The organism is Nonomuraea sp. bgisy101, assembly GCF_057708945.1.
Genome location: NZ_JBYITD010000008.1, coordinates 323,596 through 342,266 on the forward strand (window position 1 = coordinate 323,596; position 18,671 = coordinate 342,266).

The following is an 18,671-nucleotide window of genomic DNA, read 5'->3' on the forward strand; positions in this document are numbered from 1 at the left end:
TGGGCGATAGGCCGCCTACGATCGGTCGTCGATGACGAAGGAGGCGGCGAGATGTTTCGCGAGAGCCTTCCCGAGGGCCGCTACAACCCGCTGATCGCCGAAGGCGTGCGGTGGCGCGACTACGAGCAGGCCGCCGAGTCGGCGCCCGAGCCCGTCGTGCAGGATCCCACCGCGCTCGAGCCTGCCACGCCGGATCCCCTGACGCCTGAGTCCGGTGTGCAGGGTTCTACCGTGCCGGGTCAGGTGATGCCTGAGTCCGGTGTGCAGGGTTCTACCGTGCCGGGTCAGGTGATGCCTGAGTCCGGTGTGCAGGGTTCTACCGTGCCGGGTCAGGTGATGCCTGAGTCCGGTGTGCAGGGTTCCGCCGTGCCGGGTCAGGTGATGCCTGAGTCCGGTGTGCAGGGTTCGACCGTGCCGGGTCGCGGGGCGCCGGGTCATGCGACGCCCGAGCCCGCCGGGTCCGAGCCCGCCGTGGTGGAACTCGCCGGGTCCGAGGTCGCCGTGCAGGGTTCCGCCGCGTCGGATCTTGCGGCGTCCCGGTCCGGTGTGCAGGGTGGTGCCGCGCCGGATTCCGCGCTCCAGTCCGCTCTGCATGATTCCGTCGCGCCGGGCCCCGCGACGCCGGAGGCCGCTGTGGAGGCTCTCGCCGGGGTCGAGTTCGCCGGGAGGGATCCCGCTGTCCGGGATCTCGCCGCTACAGAGATCGAGCCTGGCGTGCGGGATCCCGCCGCGTCGGCGACCGGCGTGCACGATCCTGACTGGTTCGACCTGCCGAACCGTCCGCCGCGCCTGGCCGACTGCAGGCCGTATGGTGTGCCGGGTGGGCTGGCCCGCACCGACCCGCAGGCCGAGTCCGACCTGCTGCAGGCCCTGCCGCCCGGCATCAGGTTCGCCGACCCGCGCGGTACCTGGGTCAGGCTGGTCAACGGCATGGGCGCCGCGGAGGATCCGTTCAGAGCGAGCAACGCGGCCGACTGCGCGCTCGCGGTGGTGTCCACGTGGCACGGCGAGCCAGTGGTGGCGGCGCCGCGGCAGCCCGAGTACGACCCGGTGGGCCGCCCGCTGCTCAGGGGAGAGACGGGCGGCACCGCGCGGATCGAGCGCTGGCTGGGTCAGCGGATGGAGTGCGTGGGGCAGGGCAGGCAGGCCTACGCGGTGATCGCCAGGCGGCTGGCGGAGGCGGGGCACGGCGCGTCCGCGGTCATCGTGGTGCGCTGGCCCGCCGGGGGCTCCCACGCCTGGAACGCCGTCAACGCCGACGGCGAGGTGATCTGGATCGACGCCCAGCGAGGGCACATGGCCGTCGAACCGCCCTATGAGAGCGTGACCGGCGTGTTCTGCGCGATCGTCGACAGGCGGGGTGAGCAGGGGTGAACCTGGACCAGGCGCGCGCGGTGGCGGAGGAGTACTTCAACGGCGGCCGGCACGACCCCGTGGAGCTGGGTCTCTACGCGTTCGGCGAGGGCTACGTGGTGTGGGCGAAACCATCCGAGCCCGACGATCCCTCCACGCTGCCTGAGACGGTCGGCGGCGGGTGCATCGTGATCGACAGGCAGACGGGCGAGTTGGTGATCCGGCCGCTGCTCGACCCGGCCACGGTGGCCGAGCAGTGGCCTGGCCGCCACCCCCGCTGACAGCCAGGCCGCCACCCCCGCTGACGCCGGGCCGCCACCCTCCGCTGACGGCTGGGCTGCCGTGAACCGGCCGGGTTGCCGTGAACCCGGCTCGGCCGCCGTGAACCCGGCTGGGCGGCTGTGAAGCGGCGGGACCGCGGCAGGGGGACTCAGCCGCTCGCCAGTGAGGTGACGATCGACGCGCGAGCCGCCTTGCGTGCCGGGAGTACGGCCGCCAGCACGCCCGCCAGCCCCGACAGCGCCACGAACAGTGCGATCTGTCCGAAGGGCACCGACAGCGTCGAGTCGTCCATCATGGTCCTGACGGCCGCCCAGCCGAAGGCGATGCCGAGCGTCACCCCGACCAGCGCGCCGATCAGGCCGAGCACGAGTGCCTCCACCGACAGCATCCGGCGCAGTTGCGGCCTGGTCAGGCCGAGCGCCCGCAGCAGGGCCGACTCGCGGGTGCGCTCGTGGACCGACAGCGACAGCGTGTTGGCGATGCCGAGCAGCGAGATGAGGATCGCCAGGCCGAGCAGCCCCGTGACGATCATCAGTGTCATGTCGAGGGCGTCGTCGTACTCGCCCCGCACGTCGGTCGAGCTGATCACCTGCACGGTGGGGAAGGCCGCGGTGGCGGCCTCGACCAGGTCGCGGGTCTTGTCAGGATCGACACCGTCCTTGATCTTGAGGTAGATCCTCGAATCGGGCGTCCTGCCGAAGTACTGGTCGTAGGAGCCGGGCGAGAGGGTGACGGACGGCAGCAGCGTCTCGTCGTCGAGCAGCTGGCCGACCTTGAGGGTGACCGTTCCCTCCCGCTTGGTGGTGAGCCGCAGTGTGGAGCCCGCCTTCAGCCCCCGCTCCTTGGCCTGGCTCTCGGTGAGCGCGACCTCGCCCGGGCCGAGCGGTTCGAGCTTGGCGGGCCCGGTGAACGTGCCGACCTGACTGTCGACCTTGCCGACCTTCGCGCTCGTGTCGCGGATCTGCAGGACGGAGTCGAACTCGGGCTTGGCCCGCAGGGTGTCGCCGACCGAGCGGGGGATCGCCGCCTCGCGGTCCTGGGTGGCGACCATGTAGTCGGCGGGGAACTGCGAGTCGAGCTTGGCCGCCATCGTCACCCTCGTCGAGGCGGTCATCACCGAGATGACCGTCATCAGCGTCACGCCGATGGTCAGCGCGATCGTCGTGGTGGCCGCCCGCTTGGGGTTGCGGCCCGAGTTGTCGACGGCCAGCCGTCCTGGCACTCCGAACAGCACGCGCGGCACCTGGCCGACCAGCCTGCTGAGCGGCTTGACCAGCACCGGGCCCAGGATGAGGACCGCCAGGAAGATCAGCGTGCACCCGCCCATGGCGACGAAGAGCGAGACCTGCTCGCCGGGGGCCATGAACACCGCCGCGCCGGTCGCCCCCGCCCCCGCGAGCAGCAGGAGCCCCGAGATGACCACGCGGATCAGGCCCGCGCGGTAGGTCTGCTCCTCCACCTGGCTGCGCAGCGCCGCGATCGGCGCGACGGCGGTGGCCGAGCGCGCGGGCAGCAGGGCGGCGCCGACGGTCACGACGAGGCCGACCACGAGCCCGACGGTGATCGTCAGAGGCGTGAGCGACGGGCCGAGCCCGGTGGGCAGCGGCGCGTCCAGCGCGCGCAGCACGGCCATCGCGCCCGCGCCGAGCCCGTACCCGGCCGCGAGGCCGAGCACGGAGGAGAGCAGGCCGACGACCACCGACTCCAGCAGCACCGAGCCGAACACCTGGCCGCGCGTGGCGCCGATGCAGCGCAGCAGCGCCATCTCCCTGGTCCGCTGGGCGACGAGGATGTTGAAGGTGTTGTAGATGACCAGCGCGGCCACCATCATGGCGATCAGGCCGAAGATCAGCAGGCCCAGCTTGATGAAGTCGATCTGCACGCCGTTGCTCTTCGCCATGGCCGCCGCCAGTTCGTGGCCGGTCTTGACGTCGTAGGCCTGGCCGAGGGCGGTGGTGACGGCCTGCTTGAGCGCGGCGGGGTCGTCGCCCGCCAGGTCGATCTCGCGAAAGCCCTTCTCGCCCGTCAGCCGCTGCGCGGTCGCGGTGGTGAAGCCGACCGCACCGGTGTAGCCGAGCTCCTGGTCCAGGCCGATGTCGAAGACGCCGACCAGTTTGAACGCGTGCCTGCCGCCCTTGCGGTCGAGCACCGTGACGGTGTCGCCGACCGCGAACCCCTGCTTGCGCGCGGTGTTCTCATCGACGATCGCCTGGTCGTCCCCGGCGGGGGCGGCGCCGTCCGTGATCGTCGTGCGGGTGGTCGCGGAGATCGCGGTGGTCGGCAGGTCGCCGATCGTCTTGCCGTTCCTGCCCAGCAGCGGGGCGTTGCCGCGCACCTGTCCCTGGACGTCGGTGACGCCGTCGAGACCGCGCAGGCGCTCGACGAGCTTCTCGGGGAGCGCCTGCGCGCCCGGCTTCGGCAGGACGGCGACGGCCACCTTCTCGGCGTCCGCGGTGACCTTCTGCGCGAACCCGGCCTCGATGGTGTCGGTGAGCACGAACGTGCCCGCGATGAAGCCCACTCCGAGCGCGATCGCCAGGGAGGTGAGCAGCAGGCGCAGCCGATGCGCCCGCAGGCTTGCGAGGGTCGTCTTGATCACTTGGCTTCCAGCCTCATCAGCGTGTCGAGCACCGACTGCGGCGAGGGCTGGGCCACTTCGCTGACCAGTTCGCCGTCGCGGAGGAAGACGACACGGTCGGCGTAGGCGGCGGCGACGGGGTCGTGGGTGACCATCACGATGGTCTGGCCCAGTTCGCGGACGCTGGTGCGCAGGAACGACAGCACCTCGGCACCGCTGCGCGAGTCGAGGTTGCCCGTGGGCTCGTCGGCGAAGATCACCTGTGGCTTGCTGATCAGGGCGCGGGCGACGGCGACGCGCTGCTGCTGGCCGCCGGACAGCTCGGTCGGCCGGTGGCCGAGCCTGTCCTTCAGGCCCACGGTCTGAATGACCCGGTCGAACAGCACGGTGTCGGCCTGGCGTCCGGCGATCTCCAGCGGCAGCCTGATGTTCTCCTCGGCGGTCAGCGTCGGCAGCAGGTTGAACGCCTGGAAGATGAAGCCGATCCTGTCCCTGCGCAGCAGCGTGAGCTGCTTGTCGCCGAGCCCGGTCAGCTCGACGTCGCCGATGTGGACGTGGCCGCTCGTGACCGTGTCGAGCCCGGCCAGGCAGTGCATCAACGTCGACTTGCCCGAACCCGACGGGCCCATGATCGCGGTGAAGGCGCCGGTGGCGAACGAGACGTCCACCCCGCGCAACGCGTGCACCCGCGTGTCGCCCTGTCCGTAGGTCTTCGTCAGTCCGGTGGCCACCACGGCGGGCCTGAGGGATATCTGTGTCGCTGTCACGCAGAAGACGCTATGAGGGACAAGACGGCTTTCCCTGGGACTCGAGGAGGGACTTCCTGTCACACCTCAGATGACCCGGATCAGCCTTTCGGCCGATCCGGGGGACATCCCTGGAACCGCCGAACCACCGATCCGGTCCCCGCGACGAAAGCCCCGCACAAGGGGCCCGTCCCGGATCGGCCGCTACCGCAGCCGGTCCTGAGGTCGGGGTGGTAGCCGGTCGGACGGGACGACCAGCCCGGCCTCGTAGGCGTAGACCACCACCTGCGCCCTGTCGCGCAGCCCCAGCTTGGCCAGCACCCTGCCCAGGTGCGTCTTCACCGTCGCCTCCGCCAGGTCGAGCCGCCCGGCGATCTCGGTGTTGGACAGCCCGCGCGCCACCAGCATCATGACCTCCTGTTCCCTGGCGGTCAGCAGGCTGCCGTCGGGCAGCCGTTCGGTGGTCAGCTGCGCGGCGAACTTCGCCAGCAGCCTGCGCGTGGCGCTCGGCGCCATCACCGAGTCACCGTTGTGGACCGAGCGGATCGCGCTCACCAGGTCGGAAGGCGGCACGTCCTTCAGCAGGAAGCCGGAGGCGCCCGCCTTGATCGCCGCGTAGGCGTACTCGTCGAGGTCGAACGTGGTCAGGATGAGCACCTTCGGGCCCTCGATCAGCCTGGTCGCCTCGACGCCGTCCATGCGGGGCATGCGCACGTCCATCAGGACGACGTCGACCTCGACCTGCTTCAGCAGCTCCAGCGCCGTGACGCCGTCGCTCGCCTCGGCGACCACCTCGATGTCGGGCTGGGCGCCCAGCACCATCTTGAAGCCCGCGCGCAGCAACTGCTGGTCGTCGACCAGCATGACCCTGATCATGCGGCGACCGGCAGCCTGGCCAGCACCTCGAAGCCGCCGCCCGGTCTGGGGGCGGCCTGGACGGCTCCGCCGTACATGGAGACCCTTTCGCGCATGCCGAGCAGGCCGTGCCCACCCTCGCTCAGGGGCGCGGCCGCGCCCCTGCCGTCGTCGGTGACGCGCACCACGAGTTCGCGCATGCCGTACTCCATCTCCACCGTGGCCCTCGCGCCAGGCCCCCCGTGCTTGAGGGTATTGGTCAGTGCCTCCTGCACCAGCCGGTAGACGGCCAGCTGCTCGCCCTCCGACAGCTCGTGCGGGGTGCCGGTGACGCGCAGGTCGACCGGCAGGCCGGAGCCGCGCACCAGGTCCTCCAGCTGCGCGAGGCCCGGCTGCGGGGTGTAGTCGGCGGCGTCGGGGGCGGTGCCTGCCGGGTCGTCGCGCAGCACCCCCACCAGGCGGCGCATCTCCGCCAGCGCTTCGCGGCCGGTCTTGGAGATCGCGTGTACGGCCTGCCGCGCCTGGTCGGGGTCGCTGTCGATGGCGAAGCTCGCCCCGTCGGCCTGAACGATGATCACGCTGACGTTGTGGGCCACCACGTCGTGCAGCTCCCTGGCGATCCTGGCCCGCTCGGCCGCCGCCGCCATCCTGGCCTGCTGGTCGCGTTCGCGTTCGGCGCGTTCGGCCCGCTCCTCGAGGCCCTCCAGGTAGCGCTGGCGCGTGTTGGCGTAGATGCCGGTCAGCCAGATCATGATCACGAAGAACGAGCAGCTCAGGAACATGCCGAGGCTGACGGTGTCCCAGTGGGAGAGGGCGAGGAAGATGCCGAGCTCCGAGACCAGGCCGGCCGCCAGCGCCCATCTGAACCTGCATCGGCTGGCCATGGCGTACATCGCGACGAGCACCGCCGAGTTGGCGGGGAAGGCGTCGACGCCTGCCAGCCACTGCCCGAAGCTGGTCAGCGAGACGAGCGCGAACACGGAGCGCGGATGGCTGTTGCGCCAGAAGAGGGGTACGAGCAGCGCCGTCGAGAGGAGCAGGTAGCCGACCAGGTCGACGGGCGCGTTGGCCGGCGACTGGGTGTAGGTCGTGGCCAGGGCCGCGCACAGCGCGATCAGCGGGGTGACCCACAGGACGTCCACGAGCATGCGGCGGCGTTGCGACCACGCTCGAATCTTGCCGAACACTCCCTCACTGTACGTATCGCCTCGTGGCCGTCCTTCCCCCTGGAGTCGGAGGTCAATGTACGACCCTGGTCGCATGCCACATTTACGCGCTATTTATAGGGCGTCGGGCATTGTCATCTCTGGGAGCGCCCTCTGGGCGAGTAAAGGGAGATCGTGATGGCGGATCATGATCACGCCGCAGGGCCGCGCGGTGAAGAGGAAGCATCGCGCGGCCCGGACCCTGAGAGCGCCCCATCACCACCTTCGGGCCCGCCCTCGGAACCGCCGTCCGGCCCTCCGCAGAATGGCCCCGTCTTCGGACCGCCGCCACCTCCGCGCGAAACCTTCGCGACGTTCGTCCGGCAGCGGCACGCCCAGATCATCGGCGCGGGGCTCATCGGACTGCTGATCGGCGGCCTTCTCGGCGGCGGTGCGGTCGCGATCCTGTTCAGGGTCGCCGACCACGGCGACCGGCACCGCGTGTCCCACTGGGAGGGACCCGGCCGGTACGGCATGCAGCCGCCCGCCGACTGCTGGTACACCCCTGACGGCGGCACGGCCTGCGCGCCCCCGTACCGGTACAGGTATCCCCGGCAGGCGCCCGTGCAGCCCATGCCGCCCGTCCCCACGATGTCCCTGCCGCCGAGGACCGGCCTCCCCACTCCGGTGCCGTCGCCGACGGGCTGACCGGCTACCCCGTTTTCCGCACGTGAGGTCGTTTGAAGATCATCGGGTGGCTGTGGTGATCGTCGTCGCGGTATGACGTGGCCGGCGAGACAGCGTGCGCCGCAGTCGCGGGGCATGCGCAGGCCGAGCAAATTGTCGGATGGGTCCGGCAGGATGGCTGCCATGGTTTCTTATCAGCTGGTCATCGACTGTGCGGCACCCGAGCGGATGGCCCGGTTCTGGGCGGGCGCGCTGCGGTACACGGTGGAGCCGCCGCCGGGTGGATTCGACACATGGCGGGATTACTGGCGCAGTCTCGGAGTGCCGGAGGACGAGCTGGGCGAGGGGGACGGCAGCGACAGCATCGTCGATCCCGAGGGGTACGGGCCGAGGATCTGGTTCCAGCAGGTGCCTGAGGGCAAGGTGGTCAAGAACCGGTTCCACCTGGATGTGAAGGTGGGCGGCAAGCGGGAGGACGTACCGCTGGAGACCCGGAAAGCGCGGGTGGACGCCGAGGTGGAGCGGCTTGTCCAGGCGGGGGCGTCCGTTGTGCGGGTGCTGTCGCAGCCCGGGGTTGATCACTATGCGGTGGCGATGATGGATCCCGAGCAGAACGAGTTCGACGTGGTCTAGCGCCGTATTCCGCACGTCATCACGGCTATCCCGTGTCTCCGCATCCCTCGCCCTCCGCCGCACTTTCTGCCTGGGTCCTTCTGGAAGAGAGGGAGGCTTGGGTGGAAGAGAAGGACGGGGTGTGGACGGGTATCAGGGACGAAGCGGCACGTGCGGAAAACGGGGCTAGCCGCACACCCCGGTGGGGCGGCCGGAGGTGTCCAGGTCGACGCCGACGGGCCTCTCGCCGGGGACGCGCGCCTCGACCCTGTTCCTCCCCGCCCACCGGACGAGGTGAAGTTCGTCCCGCGTGAGGTCGAGGTCGGGACAGCCGAGCGACCACTCGCGGCTGAGCAGGCCCGCGCCGTCGCGGACGCTGAGCGCCATGCTGCTCTCGAACAGGCCGCTCTGCTCCCGCACGATCAGGGTGAGCGTGCCCGGCCCCTTCACGGATGCCACCTCGTAGGAGGTGAAGACCGACCAGCGGATCCCGTAGCCCATCCAGCCGAGCATGCCCGCGATCGTCGCGATCACGACGGCGGCCCGCGCCCATGGCGTCGGCCTGACCAGCTCGCGCACGCCCAGGCCGCCGAGGAGGAGAGCGGCGAGACCGAACAGGACGGGGTGGTCGAGGGTGTCGTTGAGCAGGACCAGTTCGGTGTCGGCGGTCCTGGTGACGACGACCGTGGCGGCGAGTGTGAGGGCCGGGACGAGGTACGCCAGGGAAAGGAGGGGCCTGCGGGGCATGGGGGATATGGTGCCCGATTTATCCGGTAATGGCGATTTCTGGATGACGTGACGGCGGCCCGCCGGAGTCCCGCTGGAGGAGGCGTGAACGACGGACGGCCACCGGTGACCCCGGTGGCCGTCCGCCCGCTTGCCGTAGCCGCTGAGAAAGGGCCTAGATGGGCAGCCAGAGCGCCGGCACGTTCGGCGGCTCCCATCCCGGCAGCGAGGTGTGGCTGATCCTGCAGCGGTACCTGACGCCCTGGTAGACGACCACGTCACCCACCGTGTACGGCGTCCACGCGGCCCACGTGGTCTCCCCGTCGCCGCCGACCGTCAGCGTGAAGCGGGCCGAGTGGTCGGCGCTGGCGCCGTCGGCTTCGATGGTGATCGGGTACGCCCCCGGCGCCGTACCCGAGGCCGTGGCGAGCGTCACCGTCGCGGTCTGGCCCGAGGTGATCGTCTGCGGGCTGATGGTGACGCTCACCCCGCCGGGCGCGCCGGCCGCCGAGAGCGTGACGCTCTGCTGGCCGCCCGAGGTGACCTGCGTGCTGAGCGTCGCCGTGGCGGTCTGTCCCGGCTGGACGGTCGCCGACGACGGGTTCAGCGTCACCGAGTAGTCGTCGGCCGCGGTGCCGCCGACGGCGAGCTTCCACAACACGTACGCCGCGGCGTCCGCGTTGCGGTCGAGCGCCGTGGTGTTGACGTTCGCCGGGTAGGTGTCGCACGCGGAGTGGTAGCAGCGGTCGAACGCCTGGCCTGAGGTGCCGCCCCACTTGGCCGCCTGGGCGGCCGACTTGATCGCCTCGGCGCCGGTGAAGACGCCCCCGACCCTGACGCCCGCGTTCTTGAACGGGGCGTGGTCACTGCGGCCGTCGCCCGCCGTCTCGATCTCGGTCTGCACGTTGATGGAGGCGTAGTAGTCGTTGAACAGCCGCTGCAACTGCGGGTCGTCGTCGTAGACGAAGTAGCCAGGGTTGGGCGAGCCGGTCATGTCGAAGTTCAGGTAGGCCTCGATCCCGGACACGCCGCTGGTCTGCACGTAGTGCTGCGAGCCGCGCAGGCCCAGCTCCTCGGCGCCCCACCAGGCGAAGCGCACGTGCTTGGTCAGGGTGGGGTTGCGGCCCGCGAGCGTGAGCGCGAGCTCGAGCATCGAGGAGGAACCCGAGCCGTTGTCGTTGAGTCCGGGTCCCGCGCTGACGCTGTCGAGGTGGCTGCCCAGCATGACGACCTGGTTGCCGGGGCCGCCGGGCCAGTCGGCGATCAGGTTCTGGTGGGTGGCGCCGCCGTAGGTGAAGTTCTGGACCTGGGTGGTGTAGCCGGCGGCGTCGAGCTTGCCCTTGATGTAGGTGAGCGCGGAGGTGTATCCCGTGCTCGGCGAGGGGCGCGGGCCGATGCTCTGCAGCTGGCTCAGGTGCGCGGTGATGTTGGCGACCGGGATGTCGGGCGTGCCGGGGTCGGGCGGCGTGCCGACGGTCAGCGAGAACGCGGCCTGCCTGTCGACCTCCGTGCCGTCGGCCAGGACGCTGACGGAGTGGGTGCCGACCGGGGTGCCCGAGGAGGTGGACAGGGTCAGCGTGGCGCTCTGGCCTGCGGTGATGGTGGCGGGGGAGAAGCTCGCCGTCACGCCCGACGGCAGGGTGCCGGTGCCGAGGGTGATCGACTGTGCGGTTCCGATCGCGGTCGTCCGCACGGTCGTGGACGCCTGCCGGCCTGGCTGGACCGTGCGCGAGGCCGGATCGAGCGCCACCGTGAAGTCGCTGCCCTGCTGGCAGGTCGGCTCCCCGGTCTGCTGCGGCACGCTGACGCCTGACCAGGCCTCCTTGACGACGTTGAACTCGACGCAGCTGCCCGGGTAGAGGGTCTTGGCCGCGTTGAGCGTGGCGACGCGCGCCTTGGCGTGGGTCCACGGCTGGGTCTTGGTGTTCAGGGCGCTCATGAAGATCTCGCCGGCCTTGCGGATGCCGATGCCGGTGATCGCCTGGCCGTTGTCGCATCTGGAGCTGGCCGGCTTGCCCTGCGGGTTGGTGCCCTCCGCCACCAGGTAGAACCAGTGGTTCTGCGGTCCTGCGCCCGCGTGCACCTCGGGGGCGGGCAGGCGGAAGCAGTTGGGGTGACCGAGCGCCGAAGGGTTGTACATGTTGCGGATCGGGCCCGAGCCGCTCAGGTTGACCTCCTCGCCCACCAGGTAGTCCGGCGGGTCGAGGTTGGCGGGCTCGTTGACGTAGTGCTCGGTCAGCGCGCCGAAGATGTCGCCGGTCGACTCGTTGAGCCCGCCGGTCTCGTTGCCGCTGCCCGGGCCGCCCGGCGTGGTGTGGAAGATGCCGTGGCCGAACTCGTGGCCGACCACGTCCATCGCGGTGAGCTGCTGGGTGCCCGCGGAGTTGCGGCCGAAGGTGGTGTAGGAGCCCGTCCAGTAGGCGTTCACCTCGGCCAGCCCGACACGCGCGGGGAAGCCGCCGCCGCGGCCGTCGATCCCCTGGCGGCCCAGCCAGTCGCGCAGCATGTCCCATTCCTTTTGGACCGCGAACAGCGCGTCGACGCAGGCGGTCTCCAGGTTGGTCCCTGTGCCGTTGCCCCAGCTGTCGTCGGTGCCGGTGTAGGCCTGGCCGTTCTGCCCCCCGCACTGGATGCCGCGCCTGCCGGGGTCGACCATGGAGTACGAGGGCGAGGTGGCGATCTGCACGGGGTTGCCGTTGTAGTAGCTGTTACCGGTGCCCGCGCGCACCTCGTCCCACTCGTCGACGATCGTTCCGGTGACGGCGTCGACGTAGACGTGCAGCTTGCTCGGCACCTTGGCGGTCAGCCCTTCGACGACCACCTCCCATGCGAGGCGGGGGCGCTCGCCCGCCGCGTGGATCGACAGGGTCGGCGTGCCGACGGCGGACACCGTGGGCACGCGCTTGCGGGCGGTCAGCGCGGCCTGCCCCGCGCTGACGGTGGCGGCGTCGGGGACGGCGAGCCTGGCCCGCTGGCCGGTGGTGACCTGCTGGACGACCTGGCCGGACTCGTCGGTGGCGACGACGACGTCGCCGCCGTAGACGGGCAGGCCCGCGTGAGTGCGGGCGTAGGTGAGGTACTGCAGGCCGCGCACGCCGCTGACCGAGGAGACGAGCGTGAAGTCGTCGTCGGGGGTCGCGAAGAGGGCCTCGCTGTTGGCCAGGAGGGCGCTCTGGGCGGCGGAGACGGCGTTGCGGCGTTCCGCGGGGGTGGGCGGATCCGCCGCCGCGGTCGTGGTCATGACCAGTGCCAACGCGAGCGTGGCGGCGGCACCCAGCCGGAGGGTGGGTTTCACTCTCGTGCTCCTCGGGGGGTCTAGGCGGGAGTTGCCCCAAGTTGACCGCGAGAGTAAAAGCCTTAGTAACCCAACATTTTCCTATAATTTTGCGTTATATCCGCCCGTGTCGCTTCAGCCAGGCCTGATACGCCGGCGCGCGCCGCGCCTCGCTCCAGTAGGTCTTGGTCACCGTCTGCACCAGGTCGTCGGCCAGCGGCGCCAGCGGACCCTTCTCGTGCCATCCCAGCAGGTGCCGGAAGCGCAGCGGGGCGCCGCGCAGCGGCCTGATCGTGATGCCGTCCCTCGCGGGCGCGGTCGCCTGGAACAGCCCGACGCACCTGCCCTCGCCGATCAGGTCGAGCGCCACCTCCAGGTTCACCCCGTAGGCGACCCGCTGCGTGAAGCCGTGCTCGGCGCAGGTCGTCAGCATGTGCTCGCGCGGCCCCGACTCCAGCAGCGCGGGCTGCGCCCAGTCCTCTCCCGCCAGGTCGCGCAGCTCGACCTCCTCGGCCCCCGCCAGGCGGTGGCGGGAGGAGAGCCCGACGAACAGCGGCTCGGTGGCGATCACCGCGTACCGCGTGCCCCGCGGAGCGACCAGTTCGTGCCCCGGATAGTCGTCGAGGGTGGCCAACTCGATCCGCTCGCTCTCCAGCAGCCCGGGCAGCGGGTCCAACGTCGCCTCGGTGCGCAGGCTGACCTCCGCGCCTGGAAGCAGCCGATCCAGGCTGCGGGCCAGGTAGATGGCCAGCCGGGTCGGCGCGCACCCGACCCTGATCCGCAGCGGCCCGCCGGGCGGCGTGGCGTAGCGGGCGGCGTCGCGCCGCAGCTCGTCGAAGGCGGGCAGCAGCGAGCGCGAGCGCGTCAGCAGCCACTCGCCTCGCGGGGTGGGGCTCACACCGTCGTGCGAGCGGTCGAACAGCGGGCCGCCCACCATCCGCTCGATCCTGCGCAGCTGCGCGGCGATGCCGGGTTGCGACATGCCCAGGGTCGCGGCCGCCTTGGAGATGCTTCCCGTGTCCGCTATGGCGCACAGCACCCGCAGGTGACGAACCTCAAGGTCCACACCGCGAGCTTAAAAGTAAAGAAGCTTTCCAGTAAGGCCCAATCAGGTGGCGGCCACGGGGGCACGTCAGCGACGGACGTGCACGCGGACGATCGCGCCCATGTCGTCCTCGCCGATGTCGCGGCGGACCCTGCCGACGATCTCGCGGTCGAGCTTGGTCACCACCGCGCCCACGTCGGCGGTGACGGGGCAGGTCACCGCCAGCCGCAGCCGGTCCTCACCCACCACCCGCACGCTGGTACGGCTGATCCCGTCCACGTCCTTCAACCCCACGCAGAGCAGGGCCGTACCCGTGCCCGACCGGTTGCCGAGCCTGCCCCAGCCGAGCGCCATGAACAGCCACCGGGTGGCCAGCATGGCGGCCAGCACCAGTGCGAGCGCCAGCCCCCACGAGATCAAGGGGTGCGCGGCGACGAAGCCGTCGAGGTCGGCCTCCAGGACCATGGTGTTCCTGCCCTTGCCGAGCTCGCCGCCGCCGCGCAGGTAGGCGTAGACGCCCGCGCCCAGCAGCACCGCGCCGACCACGCCGAGACCGATCCTGTTGCCGGAGTACTGCCGCATCAGAGCCCCCTCCTGCGCAGCCGCACCACGACCTCGCCCGCGCACATCGCGCCGAGCCCGTTCAGCCGCTCGCCGACGGCGGCGCCGGTCCTGCGCAGCATCTCGCCTGACCGCTCGGCGTCGGAGACGACGGCGACCTCGATCAGGCGGCGGCGCAGCCGCACGCGCACGCTGCGCACCCCGTCGACGTCCTCGGCCACGGACTTGAGCGTCCTGCGCAACCCCGTCCTGGTGATGGCCATGACGATCTTCGGGTCGGCGGTCTCCAGCGCCACCAGCCTGCACCTGCCCGGCACCAGGGCGAGCCCCAGCAGGGCCAGGCCCGTGGCGGCCACCCCCAGCGCTCCCAGCATCAGAGCGGGGTCGGACCATGGGGTCGCGGCCGCCATGGCGACCACCTCGTCGACCGGCACGAGTCCGAGCCTGCCGCCCATCAGCGTGGCCAGGATCTCGGCCGACACCAGCGCCAGCCCGGCCGACAGCGTGAAGGCCACCGCCACGCCCGCGGGGGTACGCGCAGGTCTGAGCACTCTGGCCGCCCTGCGGCGGGGCGTCTCACGCTCGCCCAGAGCGGCTCCGCCAGGCAGGCGCTCCTGGAGTGTTGTCATCACACCGACCAGAGGTACAGGGACCCGCCAGGCCATAAAGCCTTCCCCGCCGCCGGTTTACGGGATCTTTGCCGACGAAAATCGGTATTACCCTGCTTCTATGGACGACCGCCAGCGCTACGACAGGGCCACCGCCGAGTTCGAGCCGCCCTTCGCGATCCTCGATCTGGAGGCGTTGCGCGCCAATGCGGAGAGCCTCGTCCGCCGGGCCGGCGGCAAGCCGATCAGGGTGGCGAGCAAGTCCGTCCGCTCGCGCCCGATCCTGGAGCGCATCCTCGCCATGGACGGCTTCCGCGGCGTCATGGCCTTCACCCTGCCCGAGGCCTTGTGGCTGGTCTCGCACGGCTTCACCGACGTGCTGGTCGCCTACCCCACCGCCGACAGGGCGGCGCTGGCCGCGCTGGCGGCCTCCGAGGAGGCGGCGCGGGAGATCACTCTCATGGTCGACTCCGTCGAGCACCTCGACTTCATCGAGTCGGCGATCCATGACGCCGGTCCCGTCCTGCGACTCTGCCTCGACCTCGACGCCGGGTACGTCGCCTTCGGCGGGCGGTTCCGCGCCGGCGCGCTGCGCTCGCCGGTCCGCGAGCCCGTCCACGCCGCCGACCTGGCCGCCGAGATCGCCAAGCGGCCCGCCTTCCGCCTGGTCGGCCTCATGGCCTACGAGGCGCAGATCGCGGGCGTGGGCGACGACCCGCCGGGCAACGCGGCCTTCGCCCGCGTCATCAGGCTGATGCAGGCCCGCTCGGCCCGCGAGCTGATCGTACGGCGCGGCCGCGTCGTCAACGCCGTCAGGCAGCTGGCCGAGCTGGAGTTCGTCAACGGCGGCGGCACCGGCAGCGTCGATCGCACGGTCAGGGAGAAGGCCGTCACCGAGTGCGCGGCAGGCTCGGGCTTCTTCCACCCCCGGCTCTTCGACTTCTACCGCGGCTTCAGCGGTCGCCCCGCGGCGCTGTTCGCGCTGCCCGTCGTCCGGCGTCCGGCGCTCGGTGTGGTGACGGTGCTCGGCGGCGGCTACCTCGCCTCGGGGGCGCCCGGCCCCTCGCGGCTGCCCCAGCCGTACCTGCCGGCCGGGTTGCGCTACTCCAGCGACGAGGGCGCGGGCGAGGTGCAGACCCCGCTGCTCGGCCAGCCCGCCGAGGACCTGCGGGTCGGCGACAGGGTGTGGTTCCGCCACGCCAAGGCGGGTGAGCTGTGCGAGCGCTTCGCCACGCTGCTGCTGATCGAGGGCGACAAGGTCGTCGAGGAGGTCCCGACCTACAGGGGCGAGGGCAAGACCTTCCTCTGACTCACCTCCTGCGGCGCCTGCCGCGCCACAGGATGATCGCCGCGCCCACCACCAGCACCGCGCCCACGGCGATCAGCGCGGTGCCGATCGGCCGCTCGTCCTCCCACACGTCCTCGGGCTCGTCGCCGAAACGCACCGGCTTGGGTGTGACCCCCACGAGGTCGCCGACCGACGCCACGAAATGCTCGGCCCTTGACTTGACCTCCTCCACGCCCCGCTGGGCCACCCGCTTGGGGCTGACCCTGTCGGCGATGGCGTCGACGGTCTGCGCGAGCTCGGCGCGCGTCTGGGCGATCTTGCGCTCCAGCTCATCAGGGTCGGTGTCGGCCATGGCTCTCCTCTCTCAGGGTGATCAGTCTGTCAGGTCGCATCGCCGTACGGCACAGCGGGCGAAGGCCGAGGGCGAAATGTGTCCCGCCGATTGGTTAGGTTGAGCCCGTGACCGAAACCAAGCTCCAGCCGGGAGACGCCGCTCCGGACTTCACGCTACCCGTGGCCGGCGGCGACGCCGTCTCCCTCGACGCCTACCGCGGCAAGCGCGTCATCCTGTACTTCTACCCCGCCGCGATGACGCCCGGATGCACCAAGCAGGCGTGCGACTTCCGCGACAACCTCGGCCGGTTGACCGACGAGGGCTTCGTCGTGCTCGGCGTGTCGAAGGACAAGACGGACAAGCTGGTGAAGTTCGCCGAGCGCGACGCGCTGACCTTCCCGCTGCTGTCGGATGTCGACCTGGAGGTCCACAAGGCCTACGGCGCGTACGGCGCCAAGAAGCTGTACGGCAAGGAGGTCGTCGGCGTGATCCGCTCGACGTTCGTCATCGACGCCGACGGGAAGATCGAGCAGGCCCTCTACAACGTGAAGGCCACGGGGCACGTGGCGGGCCTGAAGAAGAAGCTGGGGCTGGCCTGACGTCTTCGATCAAGCTCGCGGGCTTGATCGCAAACGAGTGTCTCCGCCCCTGCCCGGGCGCTAAGCTGATGGCGGATGCGCGGGCGTGGCGAAATAGGCATACGCGGCAGGTTTAGGTCCTGTTGGTGGAGACACTGTGGGGGTTCGAGTCCCCCCGCCCGCACCTTTCCCTTGGCGGGCCAATCCGTACTACTCTTGCCTACAGACACCGATGAACCCACGCGGGAGAGCGTCCTGGCATCCGGCCAGGAACCCTGAAGGAGCAAGCCCTCCCCGCGAACCTCTCAAGGCAAAGGACCGCGCGGGCCAGGTGACCTCTGGAAAGCAGGCCTGCGGGGCCTCGCCGAAGGTGAAAGTCCGGCAAACCCGGGCGAAGCTCTCAGGCACCGATGACAGAGGGGGAGGATCCTGGCATCCGACCCATTCTGAGGTGCGAACAATGTCCCGACCGACACCGCTGCGCGACGTACACGAGAGTCTCGGTGCGACGCTGACCGACTTCGCCGGCTGGCTCATGCCGCTGCGCTACGGAAGCGAGTCAGCCGAGCACAACGCCGTCCGCGAGCGGGCCGGGCTGTTCGACCTGTCCCACATGGGGGAGATCTTCGTTACCGGGCCGCAGGCGGCCGAGGCGCTCGACTACGCCCTCGTCGGACACCTGTCCGCGCTCGCGCCCGGCCGCGCCCGCTACACGATGATCGTCAACGAGAGCGGCGGCGTGCTCGACGACCTCATCGTCTACCGGCTGGCCGACCAGGAGTTCATGGTCGTCGCCAACGCCTCCAACTACCTCATGGTCGCCGACCGGCTCACCGAGCGCGCCGAGCGGTTCGACGCCGTCGTCGACGACCGCTCCGACCAGTACGCGCTCATCGCCGTCCAGGGCCCGCGCGCCCAGGAGATCCTCTCCGCCCTCACCGACGCCGACCTCGAAGGCCTGAAGTACTACGCGGGCCTGCCCGGCACCGTCGCCGGCGCCGAGGCGCTCATCGCCCGCACCGGCTACACCGGCGAGGACGGCTTCGAGCTGTTCGTCCGCAACGCCGACGCCGTCGCCCTGTGGCACGCGCTGACCAAGGCGGGCGAGCCGTACGGGATCATGCCCGCGGGTCTGTCCAGCCGCGACACGCTCCGCCTCGAAGCCGGCATGCCGCTGTACGGCAACGAGCTCGACGTCTCGCTCACGCCGTTCGACGCGGGGCTCGGCCGCGTGGTGAAGTTCGACAAGCCCGGCGACTTCGTCGGCAGGGCCGCGCTCGAGCCCGCCAAGGACGTTCCGCCGCGCCGCCGCCTCGTCGGCCTGGTCGCGACGGGCCGCAGGGTCCCGCGCCACGGATTCCCTGTCACCAAGGACGGTGCCGTCGTGGGAGAGGTGACCAGCGGCGCCCCGTCGCAGTCCCTCGGCAGGCCCATCGCGATGGCGTACGTGGACACTGGGATAGAAGAAGGTCTGACCGTTGACATCCGGGGCAGTCACGAGGCTGTGGACCTGGTTGAGCTGCCTTTCTACAGGAGGAACAAGTGAGCACCATCCCTGACGACCTGAGCTACACCAAGGAGCACGAGTGGGTCGGCGGCCTCGACGACGGCCTGACCGTGACGGTGGGCATCACCGCCTACGCGGCCGAGGCGCTGGGCGACGTGGTCTACGTGCAGCTCCCCGAGGTCGGGGCGACGTTCGAGGCCGGTGACTCCGTCGGTGAGGTCGAGTCGACCAAGTCCGTGAGCGAGATCTACGCCCCGGTGGCCGGTGAGGTCGTCGAGGTCAACCAGGCCGTGGTGGACAAGCCCGACCTGGTCAACAGCGAGCCGTACGGCGAGGGCTGGATGTTCAGGGTCCGCATGTCCGGCGACCCCGAGGACCTGCTGAGCGCGGAGGAGTACACCGCGCTCACGTCAGGCGACAACTGACACACCCCGCCGGGGTCCTGCCAGGACCCCGGCATTCGCGAGAGTTGGGCTGCATCAATGGCGATCA

Annotated in this window: 18 protein-coding genes, 1 tRNA gene and 2 riboswitches; of the genes, 9 read left to right on the plus strand and 10 right to left on the minus strand. The window is 70.7% G+C overall.

The genetic code is table 11. The features are described 5' to 3' along the window. Positions 1–51 precede the first annotated feature (51 nt). Positions 52–1,374, plus strand: a complete 1,323-nt coding sequence (locus AC3EO4_RS18005) for a toxin glutamine deamidase domain-containing protein (RefSeq protein ID WP_431896649.1) — start codon at positions 52–54, stop codon at positions 1,372–1,374. Further along, positions 1,371–1,634 carry a hypothetical protein gene (locus tag AC3EO4_RS18010; protein WP_379576877.1) on the plus strand — a complete coding sequence of 88 codons (264 nt, stop codon included), beginning with the start codon at positions 1,371–1,373 and terminating at the stop codon, positions 1,632–1,634. Before AC3EO4_RS18005 ends, AC3EO4_RS18010 begins: the two co-directional genes overlap by 4 nt. Before the next feature lie 149 nt (positions 1,635–1,783). Here AC3EO4_RS18010 and AC3EO4_RS18015 read toward each other — a convergent pair whose 3' ends face one another. From AC3EO4_RS18015 to AC3EO4_RS18030, 4 genes are all read right to left on the minus strand, one after another. Further along, the gene (locus AC3EO4_RS18015; protein ID WP_379576879.1) at positions 1,784–4,234 is read right to left on the minus strand and encodes an ABC transporter permease; all 2,451 of its coding nucleotides are present in this window, start codon (positions 4,232–4,234) and stop codon (positions 1,784–1,786) included. Next, complete coding sequence (locus tag AC3EO4_RS18020) at positions 4,231–4,980, minus strand: ABC transporter ATP-binding protein (protein WP_379576881.1); 750 nt, start codon at positions 4,978–4,980, stop codon at positions 4,231–4,233. Before AC3EO4_RS18020 ends, AC3EO4_RS18015 begins: the two co-directional genes overlap by 4 nt. Before the next feature lie 183 nt (positions 4,981–5,163). After that, on the minus strand, positions 5,164–5,835 hold the full coding sequence (locus AC3EO4_RS18025) for a response regulator (RefSeq protein ID WP_431896652.1): 672 nt from the start codon (positions 5,833–5,835) through the stop codon (positions 5,164–5,166). Further along, positions 5,832–7,001: a sensor histidine kinase gene (locus AC3EO4_RS18030; RefSeq protein ID WP_379576885.1), complete on the minus strand. Its 1,170-nt coding sequence runs from the start codon at positions 6,999–7,001 to the stop codon at positions 5,832–5,834. Before AC3EO4_RS18030 ends, AC3EO4_RS18025 begins: the two co-directional genes overlap by 4 nt. A gap of 156 nt (positions 7,002–7,157) precedes the next feature. Between AC3EO4_RS18030 and AC3EO4_RS18035 the strand changes: the two genes are divergently transcribed. Further along, entirely contained in the window at positions 7,158–7,667 is a 510-nt protein-coding gene (locus AC3EO4_RS18035) for a hypothetical protein (protein WP_379576887.1), read from the plus strand. A 162-nt stretch (positions 7,668–7,829) separates the two neighbouring features. Next, complete coding sequence (locus tag AC3EO4_RS18040; RefSeq protein WP_431896655.1) at positions 7,830–8,279, plus strand: VOC family protein; 450 nt, start codon at positions 7,830–7,832, stop codon at positions 8,277–8,279. Between the two features lie 165 nt (positions 8,280–8,444). Here the strand turns inward: AC3EO4_RS18040 and AC3EO4_RS18045 are convergent, their stop codons facing one another. From AC3EO4_RS18045 to AC3EO4_RS18065, 5 genes are all read right to left on the minus strand, one after another. Next, positions 8,445–9,005 (minus strand): hypothetical protein, encoded by a 561-nt coding sequence (locus AC3EO4_RS18045; protein ID WP_379576890.1) that lies wholly within the window; start codon positions 9,003–9,005, stop codon positions 8,445–8,447. A gap of 154 nt (positions 9,006–9,159) precedes the next feature. Beyond that, positions 9,160–12,279 (minus strand): M28 family peptidase, encoded by a 3,120-nt coding sequence (locus tag AC3EO4_RS18050; RefSeq protein WP_431896656.1) that lies wholly within the window; start codon positions 12,277–12,279, stop codon positions 9,160–9,162. A gap of 94 nt (positions 12,280–12,373) precedes the next feature. Continuing rightward, positions 12,374–13,324: a LysR family transcriptional regulator gene (locus tag AC3EO4_RS18055; RefSeq protein WP_379576894.1), complete on the minus strand. Its 951-nt coding sequence runs from the start codon at positions 13,322–13,324 to the stop codon at positions 12,374–12,376. A gap of 66 nt (positions 13,325–13,390) precedes the next feature. Next, positions 13,391–13,885, minus strand: coding sequence for a hypothetical protein (locus AC3EO4_RS18060; protein WP_431896657.1), 495 nt, complete (start codon positions 13,883–13,885; stop codon positions 13,391–13,393). Next, positions 13,885–14,493 carry a DUF6286 domain-containing protein gene (locus tag AC3EO4_RS18065; RefSeq protein WP_379576897.1) on the minus strand — a complete coding sequence of 203 codons (609 nt, stop codon included), beginning with the start codon at positions 14,491–14,493 and terminating at the stop codon, positions 13,885–13,887. Before AC3EO4_RS18065 ends, AC3EO4_RS18060 begins: the two co-directional genes overlap by 1 nt. A gap of 100 nt (positions 14,494–14,593) precedes the next feature. Here AC3EO4_RS18065 and AC3EO4_RS18070 point away from each other — a divergent pair, with 100 nt between their 5' ends. Next, complete coding sequence (locus tag AC3EO4_RS18070; RefSeq protein ID WP_431896660.1) at positions 14,594–15,781, plus strand: amino acid deaminase/aldolase; 1,188 nt, start codon at positions 14,594–14,596, stop codon at positions 15,779–15,781. A 1-nt stretch (position 15,782) separates the two neighbouring features. Here AC3EO4_RS18070 and AC3EO4_RS18075 read toward each other — a convergent pair whose 3' ends face one another. After that, on the minus strand, positions 15,783–16,112 hold the full coding sequence (locus tag AC3EO4_RS18075) for a DUF3618 domain-containing protein (RefSeq protein ID WP_379576900.1): 330 nt from the start codon (positions 16,110–16,112) through the stop codon (positions 15,783–15,785). Positions 16,113–16,219: 107 nt separating this feature from the next. Here AC3EO4_RS18075 and bcp point away from each other — a divergent pair, with 107 nt between their 5' ends. From bcp to gcvH, 4 genes are all read left to right on the plus strand, one after another. Beyond that, the gene (bcp, locus tag AC3EO4_RS18080; RefSeq protein WP_431896662.1) at positions 16,220–16,693 is read left to right on the plus strand and encodes a thioredoxin-dependent thiol peroxidase; all 474 of its coding nucleotides are present in this window, start codon (positions 16,220–16,222) and stop codon (positions 16,691–16,693) included. A 79-nt stretch (positions 16,694–16,772) separates the two neighbouring features. Next, positions 16,773–16,856, plus strand: a tRNA-Leu gene (locus AC3EO4_RS18085). A gap of 49 nt (positions 16,857–16,905) precedes the next feature. Next, a riboswitch (glycine riboswitch) is annotated at positions 16,906–17,003 on the plus strand. Further along, positions 17,004–17,099, plus strand: a riboswitch (glycine riboswitch). It abuts the riboswitch before it with no gap. A gap of 33 nt (positions 17,100–17,132) precedes the next feature. Then, positions 17,133–18,218 carry a glycine cleavage system aminomethyltransferase GcvT gene (gcvT, locus tag AC3EO4_RS18090; protein ID WP_431896664.1) on the plus strand — a complete coding sequence of 362 codons (1,086 nt, stop codon included), beginning with the start codon at positions 17,133–17,135 and terminating at the stop codon, positions 18,216–18,218. Further along, on the plus strand, positions 18,215–18,604 hold the full coding sequence (gcvH, locus tag AC3EO4_RS18095) for a glycine cleavage system protein GcvH (RefSeq protein WP_379576904.1): 390 nt from the start codon (positions 18,215–18,217) through the stop codon (positions 18,602–18,604). Before gcvT ends, gcvH begins: the two co-directional genes overlap by 4 nt. Positions 18,605–18,671 lie beyond the last annotated feature (67 nt).

Bases quoted from the DNA above. Each gene is read 5' to 3' on its own strand.
- AC3EO4_RS18025 (WP_431896652.1), bottom strand. From the start codon at position 5,835: ATGATCAGGGTCATGCTGGTCGACGACCAGCAGTTGCTGCGCGCGGGC.
- AC3EO4_RS18065 (WP_379576897.1), bottom strand. From the start codon at position 14,493: ATGACAACACTCCAGGAGCGCCTGCCTGGCGGAGCCGCTCTGGGCGAG.
- AC3EO4_RS18035 (WP_379576887.1), top strand. From the start codon at position 7,158: ATGGCGGATCATGATCACGCCGCAGGGCCGCGCGGTGAAGAGGAAGCA.
- AC3EO4_RS18040 (WP_431896655.1), top strand. From the start codon at position 7,830: ATGGTTTCTTATCAGCTGGTCATCGACTGTGCGGCACCCGAGCGGATG.
- AC3EO4_RS18045 (WP_379576890.1), bottom strand. From the start codon at position 9,005: ATGCCCCGCAGGCCCCTCCTTTCCCTGGCGTACCTCGTCCCGGCCCTC.
- AC3EO4_RS18075 (WP_379576900.1), bottom strand. From the start codon at position 16,112: ATGGCCGACACCGACCCTGATGAGCTGGAGCGCAAGATCGCCCAGACG.
- AC3EO4_RS18060 (WP_431896657.1), bottom strand. From the start codon at position 13,885: ATGCGGCAGTACTCCGGCAACAGGATCGGTCTCGGCGTGGTCGGCGCG.
- AC3EO4_RS18070 (WP_431896660.1), top strand. From the start codon at position 14,594: ATGGACGACCGCCAGCGCTACGACAGGGCCACCGCCGAGTTCGAGCCG.
- AC3EO4_RS18005 (WP_431896649.1), top strand. From the start codon at position 52: ATGTTTCGCGAGAGCCTTCCCGAGGGCCGCTACAACCCGCTGATCGCC.
- gcvT (WP_431896664.1), top strand. From the start codon at position 17,133: ATGTCCCGACCGACACCGCTGCGCGACGTACACGAGAGTCTCGGTGCG.